Origin of the sequence: uncultured Chloroflexus sp., assembly GCF_938091255.1 — a bacterium.
GTDB lineage: Bacteria > Chloroflexota > Chloroflexia > Chloroflexales > Chloroflexaceae > Chloroflexus.
This window is the reverse complement of sequence record NZ_CALLJH010000012.1, coordinates 24,064-46,455: the sequence shown is the minus strand read 5'-3', so window position 1 is coordinate 46,455 and position 22,392 is coordinate 24,064. Positions and strand designations below refer to the sequence as shown.

General features: G+C 59.5%; 16 protein-coding genes and 1 tRNA gene. 8 read left to right on the top strand and 9 right to left on the bottom strand.

Translation table 11 applies throughout. The features are described 5' to 3' along the window. Nucleotides 1-19 precede the first annotated feature (19 nt). Together Q1A00_RS05510 and Q1A00_RS05505 are read left to right on the top strand one after the other, a co-directional pair. A tRNA-Met gene (locus tag Q1A00_RS05510) sits at nucleotides 20-94 on the top strand. A gap of 646 nt (nucleotides 95-740) precedes the next feature. Continuing rightward, nucleotides 741-1,973, top strand: a complete 1,233-nt coding sequence (locus tag Q1A00_RS05505) for a cysteine desulfurase-like protein (RefSeq protein WP_298400732.1) — start codon at nucleotides 741-743, stop codon at nucleotides 1,971-1,973. A gap of 91 nt (nucleotides 1,974-2,064) precedes the next feature. Here Q1A00_RS05505 and Q1A00_RS05500 read toward each other — a convergent pair whose 3' ends face one another. The 6 genes from Q1A00_RS05500 to Q1A00_RS05475 form a co-directional block, all read right to left on the bottom strand. Further along, on the bottom strand, nucleotides 2,065-2,910 hold the full coding sequence (locus Q1A00_RS05500) for a hypothetical protein (RefSeq protein WP_298400737.1): 846 nt from the start codon (nucleotides 2,908-2,910) through the stop codon (nucleotides 2,065-2,067). Beyond that, nucleotides 2,907-4,007: a cell division protein FtsZ gene (locus tag Q1A00_RS05495; RefSeq protein WP_299755631.1), complete on the bottom strand. Its 1,101-nt coding sequence runs from the start codon at nucleotides 4,005-4,007 to the stop codon at nucleotides 2,907-2,909. The genes Q1A00_RS05500 and Q1A00_RS05495 overlap by 4 nt, the downstream gene beginning before the upstream one ends. 27 nt (nucleotides 4,008-4,034) lie before the next feature. Further along, nucleotides 4,035-5,960 (bottom strand): N-acetylmuramoyl-L-alanine amidase, encoded by a 1,926-nt coding sequence (locus tag Q1A00_RS05490; RefSeq protein ID WP_299755628.1) that lies wholly within the window; start codon nucleotides 5,958-5,960, stop codon nucleotides 4,035-4,037. A gap of 107 nt (nucleotides 5,961-6,067) precedes the next feature. Next, entirely contained in the window at nucleotides 6,068-7,402 is a 1,335-nt protein-coding gene (locus tag Q1A00_RS05485) for a CHAT domain-containing protein (RefSeq protein WP_299643568.1), read from the bottom strand. Nucleotides 7,403-7,462: 60 nt separating this feature from the next. Continuing rightward, nucleotides 7,463-7,654 (bottom strand): hypothetical protein, encoded by a 192-nt coding sequence (locus Q1A00_RS05480; protein ID WP_298400748.1) that lies wholly within the window; start codon nucleotides 7,652-7,654, stop codon nucleotides 7,463-7,465. 45 nt (nucleotides 7,655-7,699) lie between these two features. Continuing rightward, the gene (locus Q1A00_RS05475; protein WP_298400752.1) at nucleotides 7,700-8,155 is read right to left on the bottom strand and encodes a division/cell wall cluster transcriptional repressor MraZ; all 456 of its coding nucleotides are present in this window, start codon (nucleotides 8,153-8,155) and stop codon (nucleotides 7,700-7,702) included. Nucleotides 8,156-8,532: 377 nt separating this feature from the next. On the opposite strand from Q1A00_RS05475, the gene Q1A00_RS05470 reads away from it, so the two are divergent. Both Q1A00_RS05470 and Q1A00_RS05465 read left to right on the top strand, forming a co-directional pair. Further along, entirely contained in the window at nucleotides 8,533-9,024 is a 492-nt protein-coding gene (locus Q1A00_RS05470) for a hypothetical protein (RefSeq protein ID WP_298400755.1), read from the top strand. Next, on the top strand, nucleotides 8,912-9,406 hold the full coding sequence (locus Q1A00_RS05465; RefSeq protein WP_298400758.1) for a hypothetical protein: 495 nt from the start codon (nucleotides 8,912-8,914) through the stop codon (nucleotides 9,404-9,406). Before Q1A00_RS05470 ends, Q1A00_RS05465 begins: the two co-directional genes overlap by 113 nt. 65 nt (nucleotides 9,407-9,471) lie before the next feature. On the opposite strand, the gene Q1A00_RS05460 is transcribed toward Q1A00_RS05465, so the two are convergent. After that, a complete protein-coding gene (locus Q1A00_RS05460) occupies nucleotides 9,472-10,179 on the bottom strand; it encodes a hypothetical protein (RefSeq protein WP_298482682.1) in 708 nt (235 codons plus the stop codon). 166 nt (nucleotides 10,180-10,345) lie between these two features. Between Q1A00_RS05460 and pheT the strand changes: the two genes are divergently transcribed. Both pheT and mvk read left to right on the top strand, forming a co-directional pair. Beyond that, the gene (gene pheT, locus Q1A00_RS05455; RefSeq protein WP_299755623.1) at nucleotides 10,346-12,928 is read left to right on the top strand and encodes a phenylalanine--tRNA ligase subunit beta; all 2,583 of its coding nucleotides are present in this window, start codon (nucleotides 10,346-10,348) and stop codon (nucleotides 12,926-12,928) included. 3 nt (nucleotides 12,929-12,931) lie between these two features. Further along, a complete protein-coding gene (mvk, locus tag Q1A00_RS05450) occupies nucleotides 12,932-13,867 on the top strand; it encodes a mevalonate kinase (RefSeq protein WP_298400767.1) in 936 nt (311 codons plus the stop codon). A 108-nt stretch (nucleotides 13,868-13,975) separates the two neighbouring features. Here the strand turns inward: mvk and Q1A00_RS05445 are convergent, their stop codons facing one another. Both Q1A00_RS05445 and Q1A00_RS05440 read right to left on the bottom strand, forming a co-directional pair. Continuing rightward, nucleotides 13,976-15,232, bottom strand: a complete 1,257-nt coding sequence (locus Q1A00_RS05445; protein ID WP_299755620.1) for an ATP-binding protein — start codon at nucleotides 15,230-15,232, stop codon at nucleotides 13,976-13,978. Between the two features lie 31 nt (nucleotides 15,233-15,263). Beyond that, on the bottom strand, nucleotides 15,264-18,416 hold the full coding sequence (locus Q1A00_RS05440; RefSeq protein WP_299755617.1) for a clostripain-related cysteine peptidase: 3,153 nt from the start codon (nucleotides 18,414-18,416) through the stop codon (nucleotides 15,264-15,266). 235 nt (nucleotides 18,417-18,651) lie between these two features. On the opposite strand from Q1A00_RS05440, the gene Q1A00_RS05435 reads away from it, so the two are divergent. Together Q1A00_RS05435 and Q1A00_RS05430 are read left to right on the top strand one after the other, a co-directional pair. After that, nucleotides 18,652-20,454, top strand: a complete 1,803-nt coding sequence (locus Q1A00_RS05435) for an ABC transporter ATP-binding protein (protein WP_298400774.1) — start codon at nucleotides 18,652-18,654, stop codon at nucleotides 20,452-20,454. 38 nt (nucleotides 20,455-20,492) lie between these two features. Next, nucleotides 20,493-22,301, top strand: coding sequence for an ABC transporter ATP-binding protein (locus Q1A00_RS05430; protein ID WP_298400775.1), 1,809 nt, complete (start codon nucleotides 20,493-20,495; stop codon nucleotides 22,299-22,301). The last annotated feature ends 91 nt before the right edge of the window (nucleotides 22,302-22,392 follow it).

Genomic DNA, 22,392 nt, shown 5'->3' with positions numbered 1-22,392 from the left:
AGTTCCCCCATTGCTCTGACGCGGCGTGGAGCAGTGGCAGCTCGTCGGGCTCATAACCCGAAGGTCGCAGGTTCGAATCCTGCCGCCGCTACCAATCTTACCCTCACCCCCGCCGGTATACCGGCGGGGGTGAGAGTGTTTGAGAGGAGAAAGGTAAGGATATCAGGTTAACCGCAGCGAGCGGCGAGAACACAGAGGGGCAAGAAACGACGCCCCAGACACGAACATAGAGCGTCTCTTGGTGACGCTGCCCCAAAAGTCCCTTGCGGAGCCGAACAGCCCTCCGGCTTTCCTACACTTTTGTGTCACTCGCCCCTACCTCCAGCCCCCGCTCCCGCCGTGAGTTGGGAGCGGGGGAACCACTGTGTTAACGGAACGGCAGCGGGACACCGTAGCACCCCGCCTTTACCACGCAGGAGCCGGCAGGAGCTGAGGGGCACATCGGTTAACCGCAGCGAGCGGCGAGAACACAGAGGGGCAAGAAACGACGCCCCAGACACGAACATAGAGCGTCTCTTGGTGACGCTGCCCCAAACGTCCCTTGCGGAGCCGAACAGCCCTCCGGTTTTCCTGCGCCTTTGCGTTTGAATCTTCTGCGCCTCTGCTCTCTTGGCGGCTTGGAGTTAACCGTCTTTGCCTACTCTGCACCTTTATCCCCTCTACGGTCATACCTAGGCTGTTGGCTATTCATTAACATCTGGTATTATTTGCTGAAACAGTGATTTGCCACGGAGATTGTAATGTTCTTCGATCCATCCACTATTCGTCCACTCTTCCCGGCATTGGCGCAAGAGGTTGCCGGACGAGCAGCAGTCTTTTTCGATGGCCCCGGTGGCACGCAGGTACCGCAGATGGTGATCGACGCGATCAGCGGATATCTGGCGCGTGACAATGCCAATACGCATGGCGCGTTCGCCACCAGCCAACGCACCGATGTGACGATTGCCACGGCGCATGCTGCGATGGCCGATCTGCTTGGCTGCGCGCCCGAAGAGGTTTTTTTCGGCCAGAATATGACCTCGCTGACCTTTGCGCTCAGCCGGGCAATTGGGCGCGAATTGCAACCCGGCGATGAAATCGTGGTGACACGGCTTGACCATGACGCTAATGTCGCGCCGTGGCAAGCATTGAGTGAGCGGGGGGTAGTGATTCGCGAGGTGGATATTGACATTGAAGACTGTACGCTCGACATGGCGGATATGGCGGCGAAGATCGGGCCGCGCACCAAGTTGGTGGCGATTGGCTATGCTTCAAATGCAGTTGGCACGATCAACAATGTGCAGCAGGTGGTCGAATGGGCGCATCAGGCAGGCGCGCTGGTCTTTGTGGATGCCGTGCATTATGCGCCACACGGCCCGATCGATGTCAAAGCGCTCGACTGCGATTTTTTGGCCTGTAGCGTCTACAAATTTTTTGGGCCGCACGTAGGGGCCATCTACGGCAAACGCGAGCATTTACAGCGATTGCAGCCCTACAAAGTGCGCCCGGCGGCTGACACTTTACCCGAACGTTGGATGACCGGCACCCAGAACCATGAAGGCTTGGCCGGCGTGACAGCAGCAATTGAGTACTTGGCCAGCTTAGGTCAACCGGCTGCGAGCCGGCGCGAGGCGCTCGTGACGGCTATGACGCGAATCGCCAGCTACGAACGGAGCTTGGCTGTGCAGTTGATCGAGGGTTTACTCGCAATCCCCGGCCTCACATTGTATGGGATTCGCGAGCCGGAACGGTTTGGGTGGCGCACCCCGACGGTCTCGTTCCGATTAGCGAACCTATCACCGCGGATGGTGGCCGAAAAACTAGCTGAACGCGGCATTTTCGTCTGGGATGGCAACTACTATGCGCTGAGCTTGAGCGAACGGCTCGGGGTGGAGCTACTTGGCGGCATGGTGCGGGTAGGGTTGGTACATTACAACACGGCTGCTGAAGTGGATTATTTGCTTGAAGTGTTGCAAGAGCTTGCCACCATATAGCAGGATGGATAGATGGCGGGCCGGCGGCCCGCGCCCCGCGCTGCCCCGCAGCCCCTGCTCTTGGCAGGCCGGCGACCCGCGTCGCTTGGCATTAGGCTTTGAGCATCGCCTCAGCATGATCCCACATTAACAGCCCCGGCTGCTCGCTGAGCATGACGCGGTCGGGACTATAACGCACTCTGATGCCGCTCGCACTCCCCAACACGCGCCGGTCGAGATCGGGCGGCATCGTAGTGATATACCCTTCATCATTGAAAAAGAGGCGCACACACGAAAAAGCGAAGGTCAAATCGTGCGGGCTGGCGAGGGTGATTTCGAGATCGGAGTCGTTGTTGACACTCGCCTGAGCGCCAAGATCGCCCAGCATATGGCGCAACGCATCAATATCGACATTCAGCCGTTGGCCTTTTGAGCCGCTAATTGTGATGGTGATATGGCGGCTGGTGAGAACCGAGTCGATCAACAACAATTCGTAAGGAGTTTGCTCGAACAGTATTGCCGCCGCCGGATTGGCGCGATCAATTGCACGACCGGCCAGCGCCCAACCGAGGGCATTGACATCGTAGGCGAGACGCATCGCGGTAGGAAATGAGAAGGAGATAGCGGCAGCACCTTGCAACGTCGTGGACAACTCAGCGGTGGGGATGCCAAAGCCGCGCAAGAAACCTTTCAAAATGGCTAGCCCTAATTCAAGACTCACCCGCCGCGAACGACGACCGCTAATGTCGATCAGTTGTGACACCGATGGTTGGACACTGAGCGGGCTAGAGTCGGTCAAGAGTGGTAAGAGCGAGCCGCGAAAGATACTGCGCCCATGGCGATGCACAACAACTGAGAGCGGACGGATGCGAGCATCGGGGACGCGCACCGGATTAGCGCCAAACAGGTCATGCACAAGCGCGACGAGGGGGTCATTCGAGCACAGATGCAGGATCATAGGCTGCCTCGGCGGTGAAGCTTCAAAAAGGGTGGAAGATCGGCATACTGAAGCAACGCAGGGACCAGAGATTGAACAGGCGGTTTCGAGCTCGGAGCAGATTTGTTGGCGATAGTGCTAGGTGGCCGGCGAAACGAGGCAACCTCGCTTGCGATCAGGGTAACGCGCACGCGATCAGGGTTGGCTTGGTGCGGTGAGCTGACCACACCAATCGCTAAATCCATCTCGCTATCAATCGTCTGGTAAATCTGTGCGATCGCATTGTTAACATCGAGCAGACCTAGATTATTGCCGCCGATGATCGAAATCAGCATACGCCGCGCTTTCATCAAATTTCCTTCCAACAAATCGCATCTGAGCGCCTGCTGCACAGCGCGCTGGGCGGCATCGCTACCAGTTGCGCTGCCAATCCCAAGCATCGTCTGACCGGCATTGCTGAGCGTTTGGCGAACGTGGGAAAAGTCGAGCTGCATTAGTGAAGGCAAGGAGAGCTGCTCGACAACACCACTGATCGCAGCACTCAAAATTGTATTGCTATAGGTGAGCGCTTTGCTTAGCGTTTCACGTGGATTCACAAAACTGAGGATCTTCTGATTTGACACGACCACCACCGCATCGGCAGTCGCGGTTAGCGAGGCAAGCCCCTGTTCGGCAGTGCGACTACGTTGGCCCTTCTCGACGTGAAACGGCATCGTGACAAACGCGAGGGTCAACGCGCCAAGTTGGCGGGCAAGACGGGCGACCACTGGCGCGGCGCCGGTGCCGGTACCCCCACCCATACCGGCGACAATCACCACCAGATCAGCACCGGCAAGGGCTTGGGCCAACACCGGTTCGCTTTCGAGCGTTGCCTCTGCGCCGACTTGAGGATGGCCGCCGGCGCCCTTGCCTGCCGTGAGCTGCGGCCCCAATAAAATGCGCGTTGGCACCGTGGTGCGTCCAACCAGATCTTGTTGATCGGTATTGGCAACAATCACACCAATCTGATCGGTCGGCAGTTGTAATGTACTAACCAAATTCCCGCCACAGCCACCCAAACCGATCAGCTTGATGATAATCGGGGTACGCGGCTGAAACGATACATCTGCAGATTGCATACTCTCCCCCGTGAATAATGGTTGGTATCACGCCTGCTCGCTCAACGGAAGCTCAGCAATGGGCTCGCTCACCCGCACCCGGCCAGCGCCAATGTGAAACTGCCGGCGCAGGAACTGCACCAGCGCCTGTACCGCGCTACGCAAGGGCGGCGGCGCATGTTCGAGCGATCCTTCTACGGCAATCACGACGGCGCGTTGATCGAGCTGCTCGGCGGGCAAGCCAACCCCGCGCGCAGTGCGGGCAATGTAGCGTTCGTGGCGCAGACGAAACACAGTGCCGGTATGATCCACGTAGTAGTGCCAGCGCGCATTGGTGTGGGCATTGACCAACTGTAAACTAGTTGGGCCGGGCGTTGGCACAAGCAAAATGGTATCAAGCGGACGGCGGCGTATTTCACCATCACCGGCAAACAGGCTCACGTCGATCAATGGCTGGCCTTGACGAACTGGGCCGAGTAGGGGAGCAGACGTAACCGGCGGCGATGGCAGGCGCTGGTCATCAACCCGCGATAGCCGAACCACACCGGTCGCAAGCTGGCGATGGCTGCCAAGCAACGCCGTCAAGCGGCCAAAGGGGCTTGCCGGTGGTAATGGACGGTCGAGCGGCCAATCCGGCGCCGGCAGGCGACAAGCAATCACATCGAGCGCAAACGGCATCAACACCACCGGCACGCCATCGATCACCACGACTTCAGTTTGGCCCAGCGGCGCGCCGAGTTCTTCCCCTAACGCATACTGGATCAGGGCTGCATCAGGTTGGTAGCGGCGACCAGTGCGGAGGGCGAAGAGATCGTCAAGTAAGAGCCGGGCCAATTGGGTTGCGCGCTCGCGGCTGAGGCCGGACGGCGCCAACTGGTCAGCAGCGACGCGACGAAGCTCGCTAAGCCGGTAGATCACCTGCCACTGGCCCACCGGCGAGCATAGACTATCGAGGGCAAAGTGTTGGCACGCGAAATTCAATCCCGGTGCCAGCGCCAGCCGGTGATTATGGCTGATCGGCATCCCTAATTCATCAGGATGCTGGAGAAAATACTGGTGGAAGGCCCAACCGGGTTGAAAACCATTGACGGGATCGGCGGCGCGAAAGATTGCCTCCAGCAGGGCCATCCGTTGTGGGCTAGCGGGGACGGTATTGAGACGATTGACGCTCTCTCTGGGGCGGAGGGAGTCATCGGGCCCAACGGCAGCAAACAGCGCATCGCGCGCATAGACTTCAACCAGATAGCGCGTCCCGTCAGGCAATGACAACGCGCGTTCGCGATCGTTCGGTGCTGATGCCGGACGCGGAGCGAGAGGGCGGGCGACCAGCGAGGCGACCGGCATGCCGAGATTGGCGGCGCGGGCTTGGGCGAAAAAGGGCCACTCGGCGGGCAGGCCACTACCGGCGGCGCGATACGCGGCATCAAGCATGTATTGGCGCAACTGCTCGCCCGGCGGCAAGGTAGGAGCATCAGGCAAACCGGCGAACACCTCGGCCAGAAAGCGTTGCCACGGAAAACCGGCCGGATCGGTCTTCCGTCCGGGGGAAATATCGAGATGGCGCACCACTTGGGCAGGCGGAATCCGGTACTTCTGCACCAGCTCGCGAGTTAGCCAGAGCGCAGCGGCGTACTGTTCGGGCGGGTACGGATCACGGCCATCGTTGCGGTTCTCGAGTTCGATCCCCACCGATACATCGTTACAGCCATACACAGTGCGGCCATCTACCTCCCAGCGGCTCACGCCAGCATGCCACGCGATATCTTGATCCGCAACCAGTTGAAAAATCTGGCCACGCTTGCTGATGTAATAATGGACGGAAACCTCACGACCGGGAGTACCGCCCTGCCGGAGCCACTTAAAGTCGCCGGGGTACGAACCGGCAGTGGAATGGAGCACCACCATTCTAATCCGATCAGGAGTGCCCGGTTTGAAGTGATTGCGGGTCATACCAACCCATTCGATCTGATACATGAGACACCTATGCGATAGTTATCATGGGGACCGCATAGCCGCTGTACAGAGGATTGGCGAGTGGGTCGCACCGCCGCACGGCCAGAGCGCTACCCCCAATTACAGTGCTACACAGAATCGATGCCATATCGCCGGCGATACCATTCGTCTTGGATGCGCAACCGGCGAATAACCGGCGACGGATGGCGCGGCGGATACTGGTTGCCCAAGGTCAACGCCGATGGCTGGTCACTCGGCGGGCGCAAATAAATCGGCCCAAGGGTACGATTACGCACATACAGCGCCGGCACAAACCACGACACCTGATCGGTCTCGCCGACATACAGCGCGATTCGAGCAGCGACTAACGCCTCTTGCACACTCCGTCCCTGCGCCAGCCCGGCATAGACGATGCTGGCGATACGAGTTGCGGCATCGGCCCGGATCGTAAACTGCATCCCAATCACCACCGGCACCCCAGCGATGCTCAGGGCAGGGGCAACACTACTGAGCAAGGCCGAGCCGGGGGTAGCCATCGCCCCTTGGCAAGCATGTAACAAGACCATCCGCACCCCACCAGCAGCAGCGGCCAACGCCCCCGGCGGCGTCCATTCTTCACCGCCGCTCTCGCGGTCGAGCAAGAGCGCGCCGGTACCTTGCTCATAGCGCCCGTGGCCATAGTAGTGGAGCACATCAGGCGACCACTCACGCACCACTCGTTCGAGTTCACGGCGGGTCACCGGACTCAACTCGCGCACTTCAGCCAACTGTCGCTCGAGCAACGGTTGCAACGCGCTCGTGCGGGCGCTGCGTTCAAGCTGGCGCAATTCGGGCGGAATCCCGGCTTGCGGCGAGAGCGCGAGAATGCGCAGCGCACCGCTGCCCGGCACCGGTTGCGGCGGCGGGCCGGTATGCTTAAGACGGCGTTCGATTGTTGCCGACAAGCGGCGCTCGGCGAGGAGTGGCGTTGGCTCATCGGCCCATAGCAACTCCCACGGGAGCGCAGCGAGAGCAATATCAGCCGGCGCGTGGGCATTGAAATGGCAAGCCATAAGCAACGGACGATCGACCGCCAGCGCATAGTTACGCACAATCTTCAGCGCTTCAGCGCCGCGCTTATCGTGGGTGAGCGCACGAAAGAGGCGACGACCGACCCGGCGCGGCAAATCGGCCGGCACCCGATCACCGTCGCCCCAGAAATCGAGTTCGCGCAGCCGATCTTGTTCAGCGGAGGTAAAGGTAAAGGAAGCCTCTTGCGCCGCCGTCCACGGATGCGGGTAGGCCGGGTCTTGCAACACATCAAGAGCACGCAACACGAGCGGCACATCGTGGGCGGCGATCGGCATTGGCATCTGGCTCTGGGTGATATCGATCACCTCATTAGCTTCCCAGCGGACAAAAAAGCCGCGATGATACGAACTAAAATCGACCGAGAGCAGAACAGGCTGGTACGTTGGTCGCATAAAAATCAGATGGGTATGACTAACAGCGGGAAGACACCGTCTTATCCGGCAGCGAGCGGCTTATCCTTCACGAGAAGCAGCGGGCAGCTCCGTCATCAGCAAAGCGAACAGCAACGCCTGATCAGCGACCTGATCGCGCACGAGCAACCGCTCGCGCTGCAACGTTTGGCGCAGGCGCTGGCGAGCGATGAGAGCACTGCCGGAGGGACGATCGATCACGAGGCGCGATTGGAGCATCAGGGCGCTGTTCATGGCACAATCCTTTCGACAATTTACTACAAATTGTAGTAGACAAGATCACAAAGAAAACGCGTTGTTGCGCGCTACTGCGACATCCCAATCATGGCGAGACCAACGGCCGGCAGAAGCGGTAATGGTCGACTCGCATTCTTGCCAGCGTTCAGGCGTCCACACTTCCAGATACTGATCCATCCCAACCAGAACAGCCGTGCGATCAAGACCGGCATAAGCGCGGAGCGGTGCAGAGATAACGATCATTGCCTGTTCATTGAGTGACAAAGCGCTGGCATCGGCAAACAGCAGCCGGCGTAACCAGCGCTCATCAGCCCCGCTGAGGGTCAGATTGCTCACCCGCTGGACCAACCCACGCCAGAACGGTTCGGGGCACAGTTGGAGACAGCGTTCAAAGCCGCGCGTCACGACCACACCAGCGTTAAACACGGGGCGGATCGGGGCGGGAATGGTCAAGCGGCCTTGTTCATCGAGCGACACCGGCCAAGTACCGAGCAGCATTGCCTCCTCACAGGGTTAGAACGATAGGTTTGACGATCCTTTTCGGGTTCTTGTTGGGTTCTTAAATACACCTTTCTAAGTTACTATAGCATATAATATTCGAGCCGTCTAGAGTTTCTCGCGGGAATTTCTCGGCGGGGCCTTGACATTACTACAGTATGTAGTATTATAAAACTGAACCGCGTTTTGACGCCGTCTTGCCTATAATCGCCTGCCCGTTGTTACTGACGAAAATGACGAGACAAACTGCATAGGAGGGGCAACTATCACTCACCTACCAACACCAAAAAAATACCCAACAAGCACCCGAAAGACTGGACAAAACGGTTTATTAGTGGTATAGTAATTCCTGAAAGGAACCCGAAAGGAACCCCGCAATGCAAGCAGTGAATCACAACCCAACGCTCAACACAGTGACTGAAGCTGATCATCTGGCGGTGCAATTACCGCTTCAGGTAATGGGACTGTCCACTATCTATGCTGCTACGCTTGAATTCCTCCAGCGCCGTTACCCGACAGTCTTGCCTGATCATTTGTGGGCGGAAGTTGCGGGCGGGGTCGTTCTCTCGCTCGCGCCAGTTGCGTTGGCTGCTCGCCGTTTGAGCGGCCTCGATTGGCGCCGATATGAAGATCTGGTCTGGCGGAGCTTTGTGGCTGCGGGCATTCCCATCATTCTATGGCAACTCGGCGAAAATGTACTGCGCCGCCGCGCAGCCGAAGATTACCTGCGCCGATCACGAAGGAGCGCTGTTGATTATGCCGACGATACCACGCCGCTGGCCAACCGAATTAGAGACCGAGAGGGTGGAGCTGATCCGCATTGCGGACGAGGCGGTTCAGTACATCCAGCAGGCCCGGAGTACGCTTGAAGAGGTGCGCGCCGAATTAGGGCGCAATATTCATCTTGCGCGGGTATTAATCGTGACCGCCGAGCGCACTGTGTACGATGCCTTGACCTGCACTGAACGCATGCGGCGCTACTTGGCCGTCGTGCGCGGCGCTGAAATTCATGGACGCTGGCCGATGACAGCGGCTCGCCAACGCGACGATAGCGAGCAAGCGTTGGATCGAGCCGCCCAAAACCTCGAAGAAGCGCAAGACATGTTTGAGGCGTTACGCGAGAGTTATCATTCGAATTTCACGCTCGCCGAGGCGATTCTGGCCGATATGACGCTCGCCCTTGCCCGCGCTCGCCGTTCGATCGAACAGATGGTGCGCTTGCTTACTGAAGCGGCCATCGGACGTGATTAGGCCTTGCCTGCAATCACGCAGCGCAACCGATCAGCTATGACTCACAGCGCAACCGAAACCGTCTACTACGGCGTTGGCGTAACAGGAGGGACGGACGTCGCAGTTGGCGTTGCCGTCAACGGAGACGGCGTCGCAGGAGGTGTCGCGGTTGGTGTAGGCAAGCCAACATCATCCACGGTATCGGCAGCAATGTCGCTCAGCCGATCAAGAAAACGGGTTAACCGCTCGCTGCGCCGTTCAATCTCGCGTAGCCGCGCATTTTGCTCGGCTTGAACAGTTGCCACTACCGCCACCACAACTTGCCCCTCGCGCAACTGATCTTGCAACGCTGCCGCTTCAGCGACTGCGGTTTGCAGTGCCTGCCCCAAGGCTACTGCCGTCGCGGCTTGCCCGGCTTGGGCAGTCGCCGCCGCTGCCAGTCGTCCCGCCTGCGCTTCGAGATCATCGATCCGCTCGCGCGCATTGCCCAGATCGATGCTGGCCTGCGCCTGCACGGTTTGCAGTTGGGCCACCGTATCGGCTTGAGCGGTGGCCGCTGCTTGCAACCGCTGCACATCAACGCTCGCTTGCCTGATCTGCTGCGGCGTGGCGAGATCAACTCCCAACAGCACCAGTATGCCTCCGGCAACAGCTAGCGCCAACCCAGCCGCGATGATCACAGTCAAGAACCAGCCAATCACACCGATGATCCGGCTAACACAACTCCGCGGACGCGGTGCGGGCGGCGCCGGCGGCGGGGATACCGGCGCTTCATTCGAGTCAGATTGGGTCATTGTTATCCTACTGCATTAGCGCGAACACACTGCTATTGTAGCATGCCGGCTGGCAATCCACGATCGCACCGTTAGACGGCAAATGACGCCCGTAGTCAGCGTCATTTGACAGTCTGCAAGGCGCTAGCTACAATCGCACCAGCCAGATTGCTATGCCGAGGAGCCTATGAGAGTTCCGCTGTCATGGTTGCGTGAATTTGTTGCGGTCGATCTGCCGGTCGAAGAGTTGGCCCGGCGCTTGACCTTCGGCGGCATGGAGGTCGCCCAGATCCACCGGATCGGGGTTGAGGGCGCACCGCTGCCGTGGGATCCTGAATTGATTGTCGTTGCCAATGTGCTTGAGGTGCGGTCGCATCCGAATGCCGACCGGCTGGTGTTGGCCGAGGTTGATTATGGCGCGGCCCAGCCCCATACGGTTGTCACCGGCGCGCCTAATCTCTTTCCCTATCGCGATCAGGGCCGCTTGACCCATCCGCTGAAAGCGGTGTTTGCCCGCGAAGGGGCACAGTTGTACGATGGCCACGCCGAGGGCTGGGTGATTACGAAACTCAAGGGCCGGCCAGTGCGCGGTGTGATGAGTGATGCGATGCTCTGCTCGGAGAAAGAGCTGGGCCTGAGCGAGGATCACGAGGGGATTTTGATCTTGCCTGACGATGCGCCGGTAGGAATGCCGCTACGCGATTATTTGGGCGAGATTGTGCTGGAAATCGACCTGACCCCCAACTTCGCCCGTTGTCTCTCGATCGTTGGGGTGGCCCGCGAAGTCGCTGCACTGACCGGCGCGCCACTTACCTTGCCCGATCCGCAGGTCGTTGCCACCGGCCCGTCGATCATTGGGCGGGCCAACGTCACCGTCCGCGAACCCGATCTCTGTCCACGCTTTATGGTGGGATTGGCCGAGGGCGTCAGAATTGGGCCATCACCATTCTGGATGCAGCGCCGCTTGATCAATGCCGGCATGCGCCCGATCAACAATATTGTCGATATTTCTAACTACGTGATGCTTGAATGGGGCCAACCAACTCACGCCTTCGATGCTGATCGGGTAGCCGATCGCCACCTTATTGTACGCCTAGCCCAACCCGGCGAACGGTTGAAGACGCTCGATGATCGCGATCGCGATCTGACCCCCGGCCCGGAGAGCGGCTTGACCCACCCGCCGCTAATGGTGTGCGACGCCACCGGGCCGCTGGCGGTCGCCGGTGTGATGGGCGGCGCTAGCTCTGAGGTGAGCGAGACGACGACCAATGTGTTGCTCGAAGCAGCCATCTGGGAGCCGGTACAGATTCGCCGCACGGCGCGCGGCCTGAAGTTACCCAGTGAAGCATCGCGCCGTTTCGAGCGCGGGGTTGACTATGAGTTACCGCCGATCGCGCTGCACCGCTGTTTGGAACTGATGCGCTTATACGCAGGGGCAACGATTGCCGCCGATTTCATCGATGTCTATTCGCGCCCGTGGCAGCCGGTGACGATCAATCTGCCACCCTCGGAAGTGCGCCGCCTGCTCGGCATTCATCTCGACGCCCACGCCATCACCGAAATTTTAGGCCGGCTAGGATTTGAATGCTCGATCAGCGGCAGCGCACCAGTCGGCGATTTCGCAATGCTAGCCGCCGAGCCGGTGATTCACGTGCAGGTACCGTCGTTCCGCCAAGATGTGACGATGGCTGCCGATCTGTGCGAAGAGATTGCCCGCGTCTACGGCTACGATCAGATTCCGTCCACCCGACTGGCCGATGAATTGCCGCCGCCAGTGACGCTCAAGGCGATCGAACTCGAAGAGCAGGTGCGCGATCTGATGGTCGGCGCCGGCTTGACTGAACTGATCACCTATTCACTGATCGATATGGCGCTGGTTGCGCAGGTCCAGCCCTCTGAGGCCGTCGCCGAGCGATACCTCAAGCTGAGCAATCCCAGTACGCCGGAACACGTCTATTTGCGCCGCTCGTTGCTGCCCTCGATCGCGGCGGCGCTGGCCATGAACCTGCGCGAGCGCGAGCGTTCGCTGGTATTCGAGATTGGGCGGGTCTACCTGCCCCCAGCCGAGCCGGGCAAAGATGATCGCTGGCTGCCCGACGAACCACGCCGGCTGGCGATTGCAATGGCCGGCCCGCGCCAGCCGGAAAGCTGGCTGAACACCGACCGCGAGTGGCTCGATTTCTACGATCTGAAGGGGATCGTCGAGCTGCTCGGCAAACGGTTAGGGTTGGCCGAGCAACTCAACTTTGTGCCGCTGACCGATGACGAGCGCTTCCACCCCGGACGCTCGGCGGCACTGATGTTGGTGCGCAGACGCGATAGCCGGGGGCAGCCAGTTGATCAGCAACCGGTTGGCGTGCTCGGCGAAGCCCATCCGCAGGTGCGCGCGCGGCTAGAGGTGTCAGCGCCGCGAGTGTTGCTGGCCGAGATCGATCTCGAGACGCTGTTTGCCCACGCTGGGCAAGCGGTGTACCGGCCCATCTCGCGTTTCCCGGCCAGTGTGCAAGATCTGTCGATTGTGGCTGATGAAACTGTCAGCGAGGCGCAGATTCGGGCCGTTATCCAGCGTAGCGCCGGCGAGTATCTAGAGAGCCTTACGCTGTTTGATCGCTACAGCGGGCCGCAAGTGGGGGCAGGCAAACGCAGCCTGACCTATCACCTCGTCTTCCGTGCGCCTGACCGCACCCTGCTCGACGAGACGTTAGCCAAGATTCGCAAGAAGATCGTCGGCAACCTCGAACGCGAGCTAGGGGCGACGATTCGCAGTTGAGCCATGGCAACCGCGCCGGCCAAACTCATTCTCTGCGGCGAACATGCCGTCGTCTACGGACGGCCAGCGATTGCGTTGCCGCTGGCCGACATTCGGGCGACGGCAACTGTCACGCCGATCCCGCCGGGGTGCGGCCCGCTGATCAGTGCGCCCGATCTCGGCGGGCAGTGGCGAGTAGTTGAGCGGCCCGATGAACCGCTCAGCGGGTTGGTGATGGCGGTCATCGAGCGGTTTGGCCTCCCGGCTGATGTTGAAATCACCATCCGCTCAGCGATCCCGATCGCTAGCGGCATGGGCAGCGGGGCAGCTATCGCCACGGCGATTGTGCGCGAGTTGCTGGCGCACAGCGGCCAAACCCTCCCGCCAACAGCCATTTCCGAACTCGTGTACGAGAGCGAACGCGGCTATCACGGCACCCCCAGCGGGATTGACAACACCGTGGTGGCGTTCGAGCAGCCGATCTGGTTTCAGCGCCGGCCATCGCTCCCGCCGTTGATCGAGCCATTACCCATCGGCGCGCCGCTGACGCTGGTCGTTGGTGACAGTGGCGTGCGCAGCCCGACCCGCTTACCGGTCGGTGCGGTGCGCGAGCGATGGCAGGCCGATCCGGTACGCTACGAAGCATTGTTCGATCAGGTGGGCGCGTTGGTAGAGCAAGCGCGCACGGCGCTGGCAACGGGTGATGCGGCACGGTTAGGGCCGCTCCTCAGCGCCAACCACGAGCTACTACGCGAGATCGGCGTCTCGTCGCCGGAACTTGACCGGCTGGTCGCGGCAGCGCATGCCGCCGGTGCATTGGGGGCAAAGCTGGCCGGTGCTGGCTGGGGTGGTGTGATGCTGGCGTTAACCACGCCAGAACAAGCGACAACGATCGCTGGCGCATTGCGCGCCGCCGGCGCAACCAACACACTCGTGACGACGATTGCCGCAACTGGATGATAGTGGAATGCGGCAGTAGAACTGCCGCACTCTAGATGTTCACCGACCCGCCGGCAACGGTGGTAGCGCATTGGATGCGGTAGGGAGACTGCTCAATGTTCGGCAAGCTTACCCAACCGGTAACTGCACAATGAACGTGCTGCCACAACCCACTTCACTCTCAAGCATAATGTTACCGCCGTGGGCTGCAACCGCCAACCGGCAGAAGTAGAGACCCAAGCCGGTCCCACGGCCCCGATCATTCTCACGTGCCTGATAGAAGCGATCGAAGATCCGCTCTTGCGCCTCGCGCGGAATACCCGGACCGGTATCGCTCACCCGCAGCTCTACGCTATGGCCATCGTTGGTCAGACGAGCGGACACCACCACTTCACCCCTTGACGGTGTAAACTTCACCGCATTCGAGACCAGATTCGCGATCACCCGTTCGATTAAGTGCGGATCCAACATCACTGCCGGCAGCTCAACCGGCAATTCCACCCGCACATACGGCTGATCGGGATGGGCCAAGTGACGAAACGGCTCACACACGGCCTTGATCAGCGCAACGAGGTTAGCCGGCTGCAACTGCAACGACCAACTGCTCGTCTCGAGCCGGGCCGAATCGAGCACCGTTTCGGTCAAGCTCAGCAGATAATTGGCGCTCTCCCGCGCTACTTCGAGCAATTCATCACGCGCGTTGGCATCAAACCCCTGTCGCTGTAAGGCTTTGAGACTGATCAGCAGCGTATGCAGCGGCGCGCGCATATCATGAACAACCATCTGGGTCTGATCTTCGTGATTGCGCAGCCGTTCGGTGAGCGCGCGATTGGCTAGCGCCAACGTCACGTGTTGGCGAGCGGCAAAATCGAGCGCCTGATGCGCGATCTGCAAGAGCAAATGGCTAGGCGGCGGCTGCAAACGCTGCAAAGCGGCGCGTTGCAGCATCGGGATAGAGTGTTCGAGCAGCTCGCTCAGGGCCAACAAATCGTCAGGCGCGCAGCTCCAATGGGCATCATGCAATTGCAGATCAGCTTCACGTTCCAACGACTCCATCGGAATAGCGACCAACGCATAGCCATAACGCAGCCCCACCCCAACCAGCGCCACTCCCGCACCTTGGAGCACGATATTACTACGCTGAATCGGCAACGCCACGTCCTGCAAGGCCAGATCGGCCCAATGACCACCAGCTGACCCAGCGACGAGTACCGATCCACCCTCAGCGAGCGTTGCATAACTCAACGTCTGGGCTAGTTGGATAAGCGCCGCTGGTGTATATCCGCCCGCTACTCCCATCCGCAGACACGATTTGAGCTGAACAATGTCTGGGATGAGCTGGGCTACTGCTCGCTCACCCACTTCACGTTGATTGCCCCCTCCCACGGTTCGTTCCTTCCCCGCTGCGTAGCATTCGCTACCCGATCACGAGGCTGCTGAGCATGGCATTGAAGAGTTCAAGCTGGCTATCAAAGCCGCTTTCCGGCGCTTCAAACATGATCAGATAGGTCCACAACGTATTCGGACTCGTGACGATAACTGCGACGACATAACTGTTACCGCCTTGATCGAGAGGATAAGTATACTCAAGCTTCAAACCATTCAGGCCTGCTATCTGGAAATCGGTGACATCAACGCGCAGCTCGCCTTGCTGGTTCACGACAGTCTTTAGCTCTGCCATCAAGGTGCGGGTCGCAACGGTTGGATCGTCGTCAACAAACTTGTAGACGTCAACCACCACATACACACCATCATCAACCGCGCGATTCGAGAAGATGATCCGGTCGTTGCCAGTATCAAATGCGCGCCAATTTTGCGGATAATCAATAGCGAAACTAAGCGCGCCTTCGTAGCGTTGGTAACCGGTTTGGGCTGCACCGGCAGGCGGCGCCACACCACCACCCGGCGTGGTTGGCACATTGGTATTGTCTACCGCCACATCCACATAGCTGTAGTGATAATTGCCGGCAATATCGCGCACCAGAAAACCCATCACATAATCGCCGCTTAGAGTCGGGCCACGCACCGCCTTGAGCGGCGCATCACCAAATGTAATCGTTTGGCCCTCAAACCGATTAGCTTCCAGTCCACTCCCAGTATCAGTGTACGAGCGATAGTAAGCGGTAAAGGTATCACCAGCGCGGGGGAACAACTCAAACGGTTGCGGTTCTTGCTTGCCAGCGGTGCGGGGAAAACCCCAAACCCGGAGCAATTGCGCTTCATTGCCCTGTATTGCAAAGACGAGCCCAGCGTTGATTTGCTCACCGGTGGCGGTTGATGTATAGATGCCTTCAACGCCGTAAAACTCAAAGCCATATTTAATGGGTCCTAGTAAGACCTCAATCGAATCATTCCCGTTGCTTAAGTACCAATTGGTGGCGTCCCAATTCAGGCGCAAGCTAAATTCGCCATCGCTCCAATTGGGCACTTGGCTGCCCGGCGCAGCGCCCGGCGGGTAGATGAAATCAACCAAAATCAGATCGACCGTATCGCGCCGATCGTTGGGAATGCCGATAAATTGGAACACATAAGCAATATCACTGCCGGCCAAGGTGCCGGTGAGACTAGCGGGCGCATTGACACTCACCACATCGCGATTAATGGCTAAATCACGAATCGTTGGCCGTTGCACAACCGTACTGCTTGCCTGATAGTACGTGGTCAGAAACTCTTCCCACGCCGTGGCGCGCGGCGTCGGTGAAGCGCGTTCGTATGCCTCAGCATACAGATTAGCCAACTGTGGGAAGTAGATCGAGAGTCCGCCGCTCTCGCGGTGATACGACCCGACGCCATTAGCTAGCCGGGCCGATTCAATTGCGCGCAGCAGTTGCGCGGCCCGCTCACGTACAGCGCCAGTTGCACCTTGTTGGGGGAGCAAGTTCAGAAAGTGCGGCAGATCGATCGCATTAAACTCTTCGGCATACGATGGCGCATACACATTGGTAAATGAACGGGCTTGGCCGATAGCAGTATAGCTTTGTTGCACCCCCCGTTGCAATTCTTGCGCTAAAGCATCGAGCCCGCTCACCAGCTCATTCATGCGGGTGAGATCAAAGGCCGAGAGTGTCACTTCATCAGCGCTTTGGCCGCGAAACGAATCCATATAGGTTTGCACAATGACCGGCCCAATCGCGTAGCCATCTTGTTCGGGTTTAGCAACCACCTGCTCAAGCCACGCATCCCAAGCCCAACCGCTGTTAGGTTCGAGTTCGGCGGAAGCGACTGCCACCCGGCCATACGGAGCAACCGTGTGCAGCACGTCAAACTGGGCCATGAGGCAAGCATCAAAGCCGATCATCTCAAAGCCACCGATACGGGTGCGCGCGATTGCCGTCTCAAAGGCAGAGCTGATCTCGGGCAGATTCAACACATCCCCATCGGTATCATCGCTGGCGATGCCTAGCCACGACGCGCCATGATCCCAGAGAATGATGGCGTAACGTTTGGCTGGGTAGTTCTCAATTCCCCAGATCAAGAAGTCACTCAGGGTAGCCGGATCACCCATATTGCGCTCGCCGAGATCGGTCAGTGCATTCTCGCGGGTTGGTTCCATTCCGGCTTCGACCCGAAACCTCAGCGTGCTATCCCAGTTGCCGTAGCGACGGTCATCCCACACTTCTGGCGAACGAATCCGATCCATTTGCACCACAATATGCACCTGATCGGTTGAGCCAACCCGCGCCATTTCTTCAAAGTCATCAATCGCATCAGACTCAAGATTGTTATCGCCATCGAGATAGACCAGCACCGTCCACTCCGCCGCATTAGGCGGCGGCACACGGGTCGGCGTGGTTGGCTGCGCGATAGGAGATGTATTGAACCCGCCGCCGCTAGAGTTATTGTTGCCGCCACCATTACTGCCGCCGCGGTTAAAGAAGATCACACCGCCAGCAACGGCAACCGCGAGAACGATGCAGGTAAACACACCAACGAGTATAAGCCAGATTGGGAAGCGACGGGGTTGGGTTGCCGGCGGCAGCGCGGAAGGGGGGACAGGCGGCAATTGAAAACCGCCAGCGGCAGGCGGCGGCGGCTGGGGCTGCCTCGACCATCCGGGAGCGGCGGGTGGCGGCTGGGGCTGCCTCGACCATCCGGGAGCGGCGGGTGGCGGCTGGGGCTGCCCCGACCATCCGGGAGCGGCAGGCGGCGGCTGGGGCTGCCCCGACCATCCGGGAGCGGCGGGTGGCGGCTGGGGCTGCCCCGACCATCCGGGAGCGGCGGGTGGCGAAACGGACGGTGGTGATGAACCAACGGGCAAAGTCGGTTCGAGCACAGCTCCAGCTAGTTCTTCAAACCGAAATACCTCATCACCGATTGCAAACGTATCGCCGGTGCGCAAGAGTTGCCGCTGCACTAGCTGGCCGTTGAGCAACGTACCATTCGAGCTGCCCAGATCGACCAGCACATACGCCCCGCCTTCACGCCTAATCTCGGCATGCCGGCGAGAAGCGCGCTGGCTAGCGATCACAACCGCGTTATCAGGCGAACGTCCAAACGTGAGCGATGTTTCGCCCAATTGAAACATCCGACCGGCCAGCGGGCCACTCACCGCTACCACACGTGCAGACATAACAAGATTCCTCGTGATGACGCACAGCAGAACGCAAGCACAACCGCATTGTAGCACGCGATCTCTACGTTGAACATAGGCAAAAGGTTACACCTTACGGCTGATCTCGTAGGGTGGGAAAGTAGGATATACTCGCAATAATGTTCTATGTTCGCCACAATACGCACGGCGGCGCAGTGCCAATACGATTGCGACTGGCGGCCACGTTGCGATGACATGAGAGGAGCCACTAATCGTGCAGCGTAGTGAATTTACGGTTGCTTCGGCCTACGTTTACGACCGGCGCAGCGTAGCGCGTTGGCTGCTCTCGCACGTGGCGCGTTACTGGCCGTTTGTGTTGGGATTTTACCTCTGTTTCATCACCGCATGGGCGGCTTATTCAGGGGCGCAAGCGTTAATTGGGCGCGTTGCCGACGTGCTGAGCGGCCCGCCCGATTACGCCGCCTTGACCGGGTTGGCACTGGCGGTGCTGGCCGTAATGGTGACGGATAGCGTAACGGCGTTGATTGGCAGTTTGTCGGCTGAGAATGTCGCAGCGCGGGTCGAAGCTGATGTGCGGCAAGAGTTTTACGAGAGCTTGCTGGCCAAGAGCAAGGCGTTTCACGATCGCCAGCGCGCAGGCGACCTCATGGCGCGCGCCACCGATGATACCAATTTCGTAGCGAATATGATGGTGCCCGGCGCTACTTTGATCTCTGAAACGGTGTTGGGGATCGTGGTGCCGCTGACCTTCATCTTCTTCACCGAACCACGCCTGATCATCGTGCCATTGCTCTTCGTGGCGGGCTATATTATCACCGCGCGCTGGTATCTGCGCCGGTTGATGCCGGTGATCCAGCGCCAGCGCGAGCAGTATGGGGTAATGAATGCTGGGTTGGAAGAGACGATCAGCGGGATCGAGGTAGTGAAGGCCAGTGCTCGCGAGGCACTCGAGCGCTCGAAGTATCTGCGCAACGCCCAACGCTTCCGCGATCTGTTTGTGCAGCAAGGTGACATTGAGGCGCGCTATCTGCCGCTCTTGCTGTTTGGGATTGCGCTAGGCGCGGAGTTTTTCCATGCCCTGTGGCTCTACAGCGCTGGTGAAATCGGGTTGGGGCAAGTAGTGGCGGTGATCGGGCTGATGAATGTCTTGCGCTTCCCAACCTTCATCTCGCTCTTCGCCTTCTCGGTCTTTCAGGCCGGGTTGGCCGGCGCACGTCGCATTCTTTCGGTCATCAACGCCACCACTGATCTTGACGAGAATCCGAACGGCTATCGCGCGCCAATGCGCGGCGAGATCGAGTTCGAGAAGGTGAGCTTTAGCTTTGCCGCTCACCCCGGCGAAGAGCCGCATCAGGTGCTACGCGACATCTCGTTCCGTATTGCCGCCGGGCAGACGGTGGCGATTGTCGGGCAGACGGGCAGCGGCAAGAGCGCGCTGACCCAACTCGTCAACCGTACATACGACGCAACCAGCGGGCGGGTGTTGATTGATGGGGTAGATGTGCGGGAGTGGAATCTCGATGCCCTGCGCTCGCAGATCGGCAAGATTGAGCAAGATATCTTCCTCTTCTCACGCACGATCGGCGAAAATATCGCCTTTGGCGCGCCCGGCGCGACCCAAGAGCAGATCGAGGCAGCGGCGCGCGCCGCCCAAGCCCACGAGTTTATTAGCCGCATGCCCAATGGCTACCAGACGGTGATCGGCGAACGCGGCGTGACCCTGTCGGGCGGGCAACGGCAGCGGATCGCACTGGCCCGCGCGTTTCTCGCCAACCCGCGCATTCTTATTCTCGACGATAGCACCAGCGCGATCGATAGTGCGACCGAAGATGAGATTCAGCGTGCGATCCGGCATGCGCAGCAAGGGCGCACGGTGTTGTTGATCACCCACCGGCTGGCGCAGATCCGCTGGGCCGATCAGATACTGGTGCTCGATGGCGGCAGATTGGTCGCCGCCGGTACCCACGAGGAGCTGCTGCGCACCTCGCCGCACTACCGGCGGATCTTTGCTCGCTATGAGCATCCGGCGGCGCGCCCGGCGCCAGCGGCAAGTTGACGGCGTGATGATGGCGCTGATGAGTAGAAAGGACGGTCATGGGTTTTCTGTTTGATGGCCTCGATGCTGAAGGCTACGATCGCACATACAGCGATGGCGAACTCGTGCGGCGGATTCTGCGCTATTTTCGCCCGCAAGCCGCCAAGATCATCACCGCCGCGTTGATGATTAGCGCCACTGCGCTGATCGAGGCGCTCATCCCGATCTTTATCTCGTACAGTATTGACGAGATTCAGACCGCAACCTCGCTCAATCAGGCGGCAGTGCTGGCCGGTGCGCTGGCCCTGATCGCCTGTTTGTCGTGGGTGTTTAACCTGATCCGGCAAACAATGTCGGTGCGGGCCATCGGCGACGTGGTGCTGGCGCTGCGTCGCGATGCTGCCGATGCCGTGCTGGCCCGCGACCTCAGCTTCTACGACGAGTTTCCGTCGGGCAAAATCGTCAGTCGTGTGAATTCCGACACAGCAGCTTTTGCGCAGGTGATGACGCTGACCATGGATCTGCTCAGCCGGTTGCTGCTGGTGGTAGTGCTGGTCGGTTATCTGACAACCGTCAGTTGGTCGCTGACGCTGGTGCTGCTCGGGTTGGCGCCACTCATCATTGGTGCCGCATTAGCGTTTCGTACTATTGCGCGTAAGGTCATTACCGCCTCGCGGCGGGTGAATGCCGAAGTCAGTAATCACATTCAAGAAACGGTGAGCGGGATCGGGGTCGCCAAGACCTTCCGCCAAGAGCAGGCGGTGTACGCCGACTTTCTCGATGTCAACCAAAAGAGCCGGCGAGTCAACTTGTACACCCGTTATACCTTTAGCAGCATCTTTCCGCTGCTCAATCTGCTGGCTGCCGCCGGCACCGCGTTGCTCGTCTACCTCGGTGGGCAGAAGGTCTATGCCGGCGAACTCACCACCGGCACGTGGTTTCTCTTCATCCAAGGCCTGCAGAGCTTTTGGTTCCCGCTGACCAGCATCGCCTCATTCTGGAGCCAGTTCCAACTCGGGTTAGCCGCCGGCGAGCGGGTGTTCGCGCTGATCGACGCCGAACCGCGGGTGACGCAGAGCGACCGGCTCGATCCGGGCCGGTTGCGCGGCGAGATTATCTTCGATCGGGTTGATTTTGCGTACAAACCGGGCGAACCGGTCTTACGCCAGTTCAATCTGCATATTCAACCGGGAGAGCGAGTGGCGCTGGTTGGTCATACTGGTTCCGGCAAGAGCAGCATTGCCAAGCTAATCGCCCGCTTCTACGAGTTTCAAGGCGGGCAGATCAAGATCGACGGCTACGACATTCGCCGGCTTGATCTGGCCGCCTATCGCAGCCAATTGGGTATGGTGACGCAGACGCCATTTCTATTCGATGGCACAGTGCGCGAGAATATTCGCTACGGGAAACCAGACGCGAGCGACGATGAGGTGCTGGCGGCGGCGCAACGGGTGGGGCACGGCGATTGGCTAGCAACCCTGCCAGCGGGTCTCGATACGCCGGTCGGCGAGCGCGGCAGCAGCCTGAGCATGGGCCAGCGGCAACTGGTGGCATTGGCGCGAGTGTTATTGCAAGACCCGGCGATTCTCATTTTGGATGAAGCCACCGCTAGCATTGATCCGCTCACCGAAGCCTTGATTCAAGAGGGTTTGGATGAGGCGATGCGGGATCGAACCGCGATCATCATCGCCCACCGCTTGAGCACGGTGCGCGAAGTTGACCGGATCATCGTGCTACGCCGCGGCGAGATTCTCGAACAGGGGACGCACGACCAGTTGCTGGCTGCTGGCGGGCACTATGCTGAGCTGTATAACACCTACTTCCGCCACCAGAGCCTTGAATACATCGAGGCGGCGGGTCAGCGGTAAACGCAAAGGCGCGATGGAAGCAAAGGCGCAAAGGGGTTAACGCCCAGACGCAGAGAACGCAAAGATTGTAAACGCAAAGGCGCGTAGGACG

Bases quoted from the DNA above. Each gene is read 5' to 3' on its own strand.
- Q1A00_RS05505 (WP_298400732.1), top strand. From the start codon at position 741: ATGTTCTTCGATCCATCCACTATTCGTCCACTCTTCCCGGCATTGGCG.
- Q1A00_RS05500 (WP_298400737.1), bottom strand. From the start codon at position 2,910: ATGATCCTGCATCTGTGCTCGAATGACCCCCTCGTCGCGCTTGTGCAT.
- Q1A00_RS05495 (WP_299755631.1), bottom strand. From the start codon at position 4,007: ATGCAATCTGCAGATGTATCGTTTCAGCCGCGTACCCCGATTATCATC.
- Q1A00_RS05490 (WP_299755628.1), bottom strand. From the start codon at position 5,960: ATGTATCAGATCGAATGGGTTGGTATGACCCGCAATCACTTCAAACCG.
- Q1A00_RS05485 (WP_299643568.1), bottom strand. From the start codon at position 7,402: ATGCGACCAACGTACCAGCCTGTTCTGCTCTCGGTCGATTTTAGTTCG.
- Q1A00_RS05480 (WP_298400748.1), bottom strand. From the start codon at position 7,654: ATGAACAGCGCCCTGATGCTCCAATCGCGCCTCGTGATCGATCGTCCC.
- Q1A00_RS05475 (WP_298400752.1), bottom strand. From the start codon at position 8,155: ATGCTGCTCGGTACTTGGCCGGTGTCGCTCGATGAACAAGGCCGCTTG.
- Q1A00_RS05470 (WP_298400755.1), top strand. From the start codon at position 8,533: ATGCAAGCAGTGAATCACAACCCAACGCTCAACACAGTGACTGAAGCT.
- Q1A00_RS05465 (WP_298400758.1), top strand. From the start codon at position 8,912: ATGCCGACGATACCACGCCGCTGGCCAACCGAATTAGAGACCGAGAGG.
- Q1A00_RS05460 (WP_298482682.1), bottom strand. From the start codon at position 10,179: ATGACCCAATCTGACTCGAATGAAGCGCCGGTATCCCCGCCGCCGGCG.
- pheT (WP_299755623.1), top strand. From the start codon at position 10,346: ATGAGAGTTCCGCTGTCATGGTTGCGTGAATTTGTTGCGGTCGATCTG.
- mvk (WP_298400767.1), top strand. From the start codon at position 12,932: ATGGCAACCGCGCCGGCCAAACTCATTCTCTGCGGCGAACATGCCGTC.
- Q1A00_RS05440 (WP_299755617.1), bottom strand. From the start codon at position 18,416: ATGTCTGCACGTGTGGTAGCGGTGAGTGGCCCGCTGGCCGGTCGGATG.
- Q1A00_RS05430 (WP_298400775.1), top strand. From the start codon at position 20,493: ATGGGTTTTCTGTTTGATGGCCTCGATGCTGAAGGCTACGATCGCACA.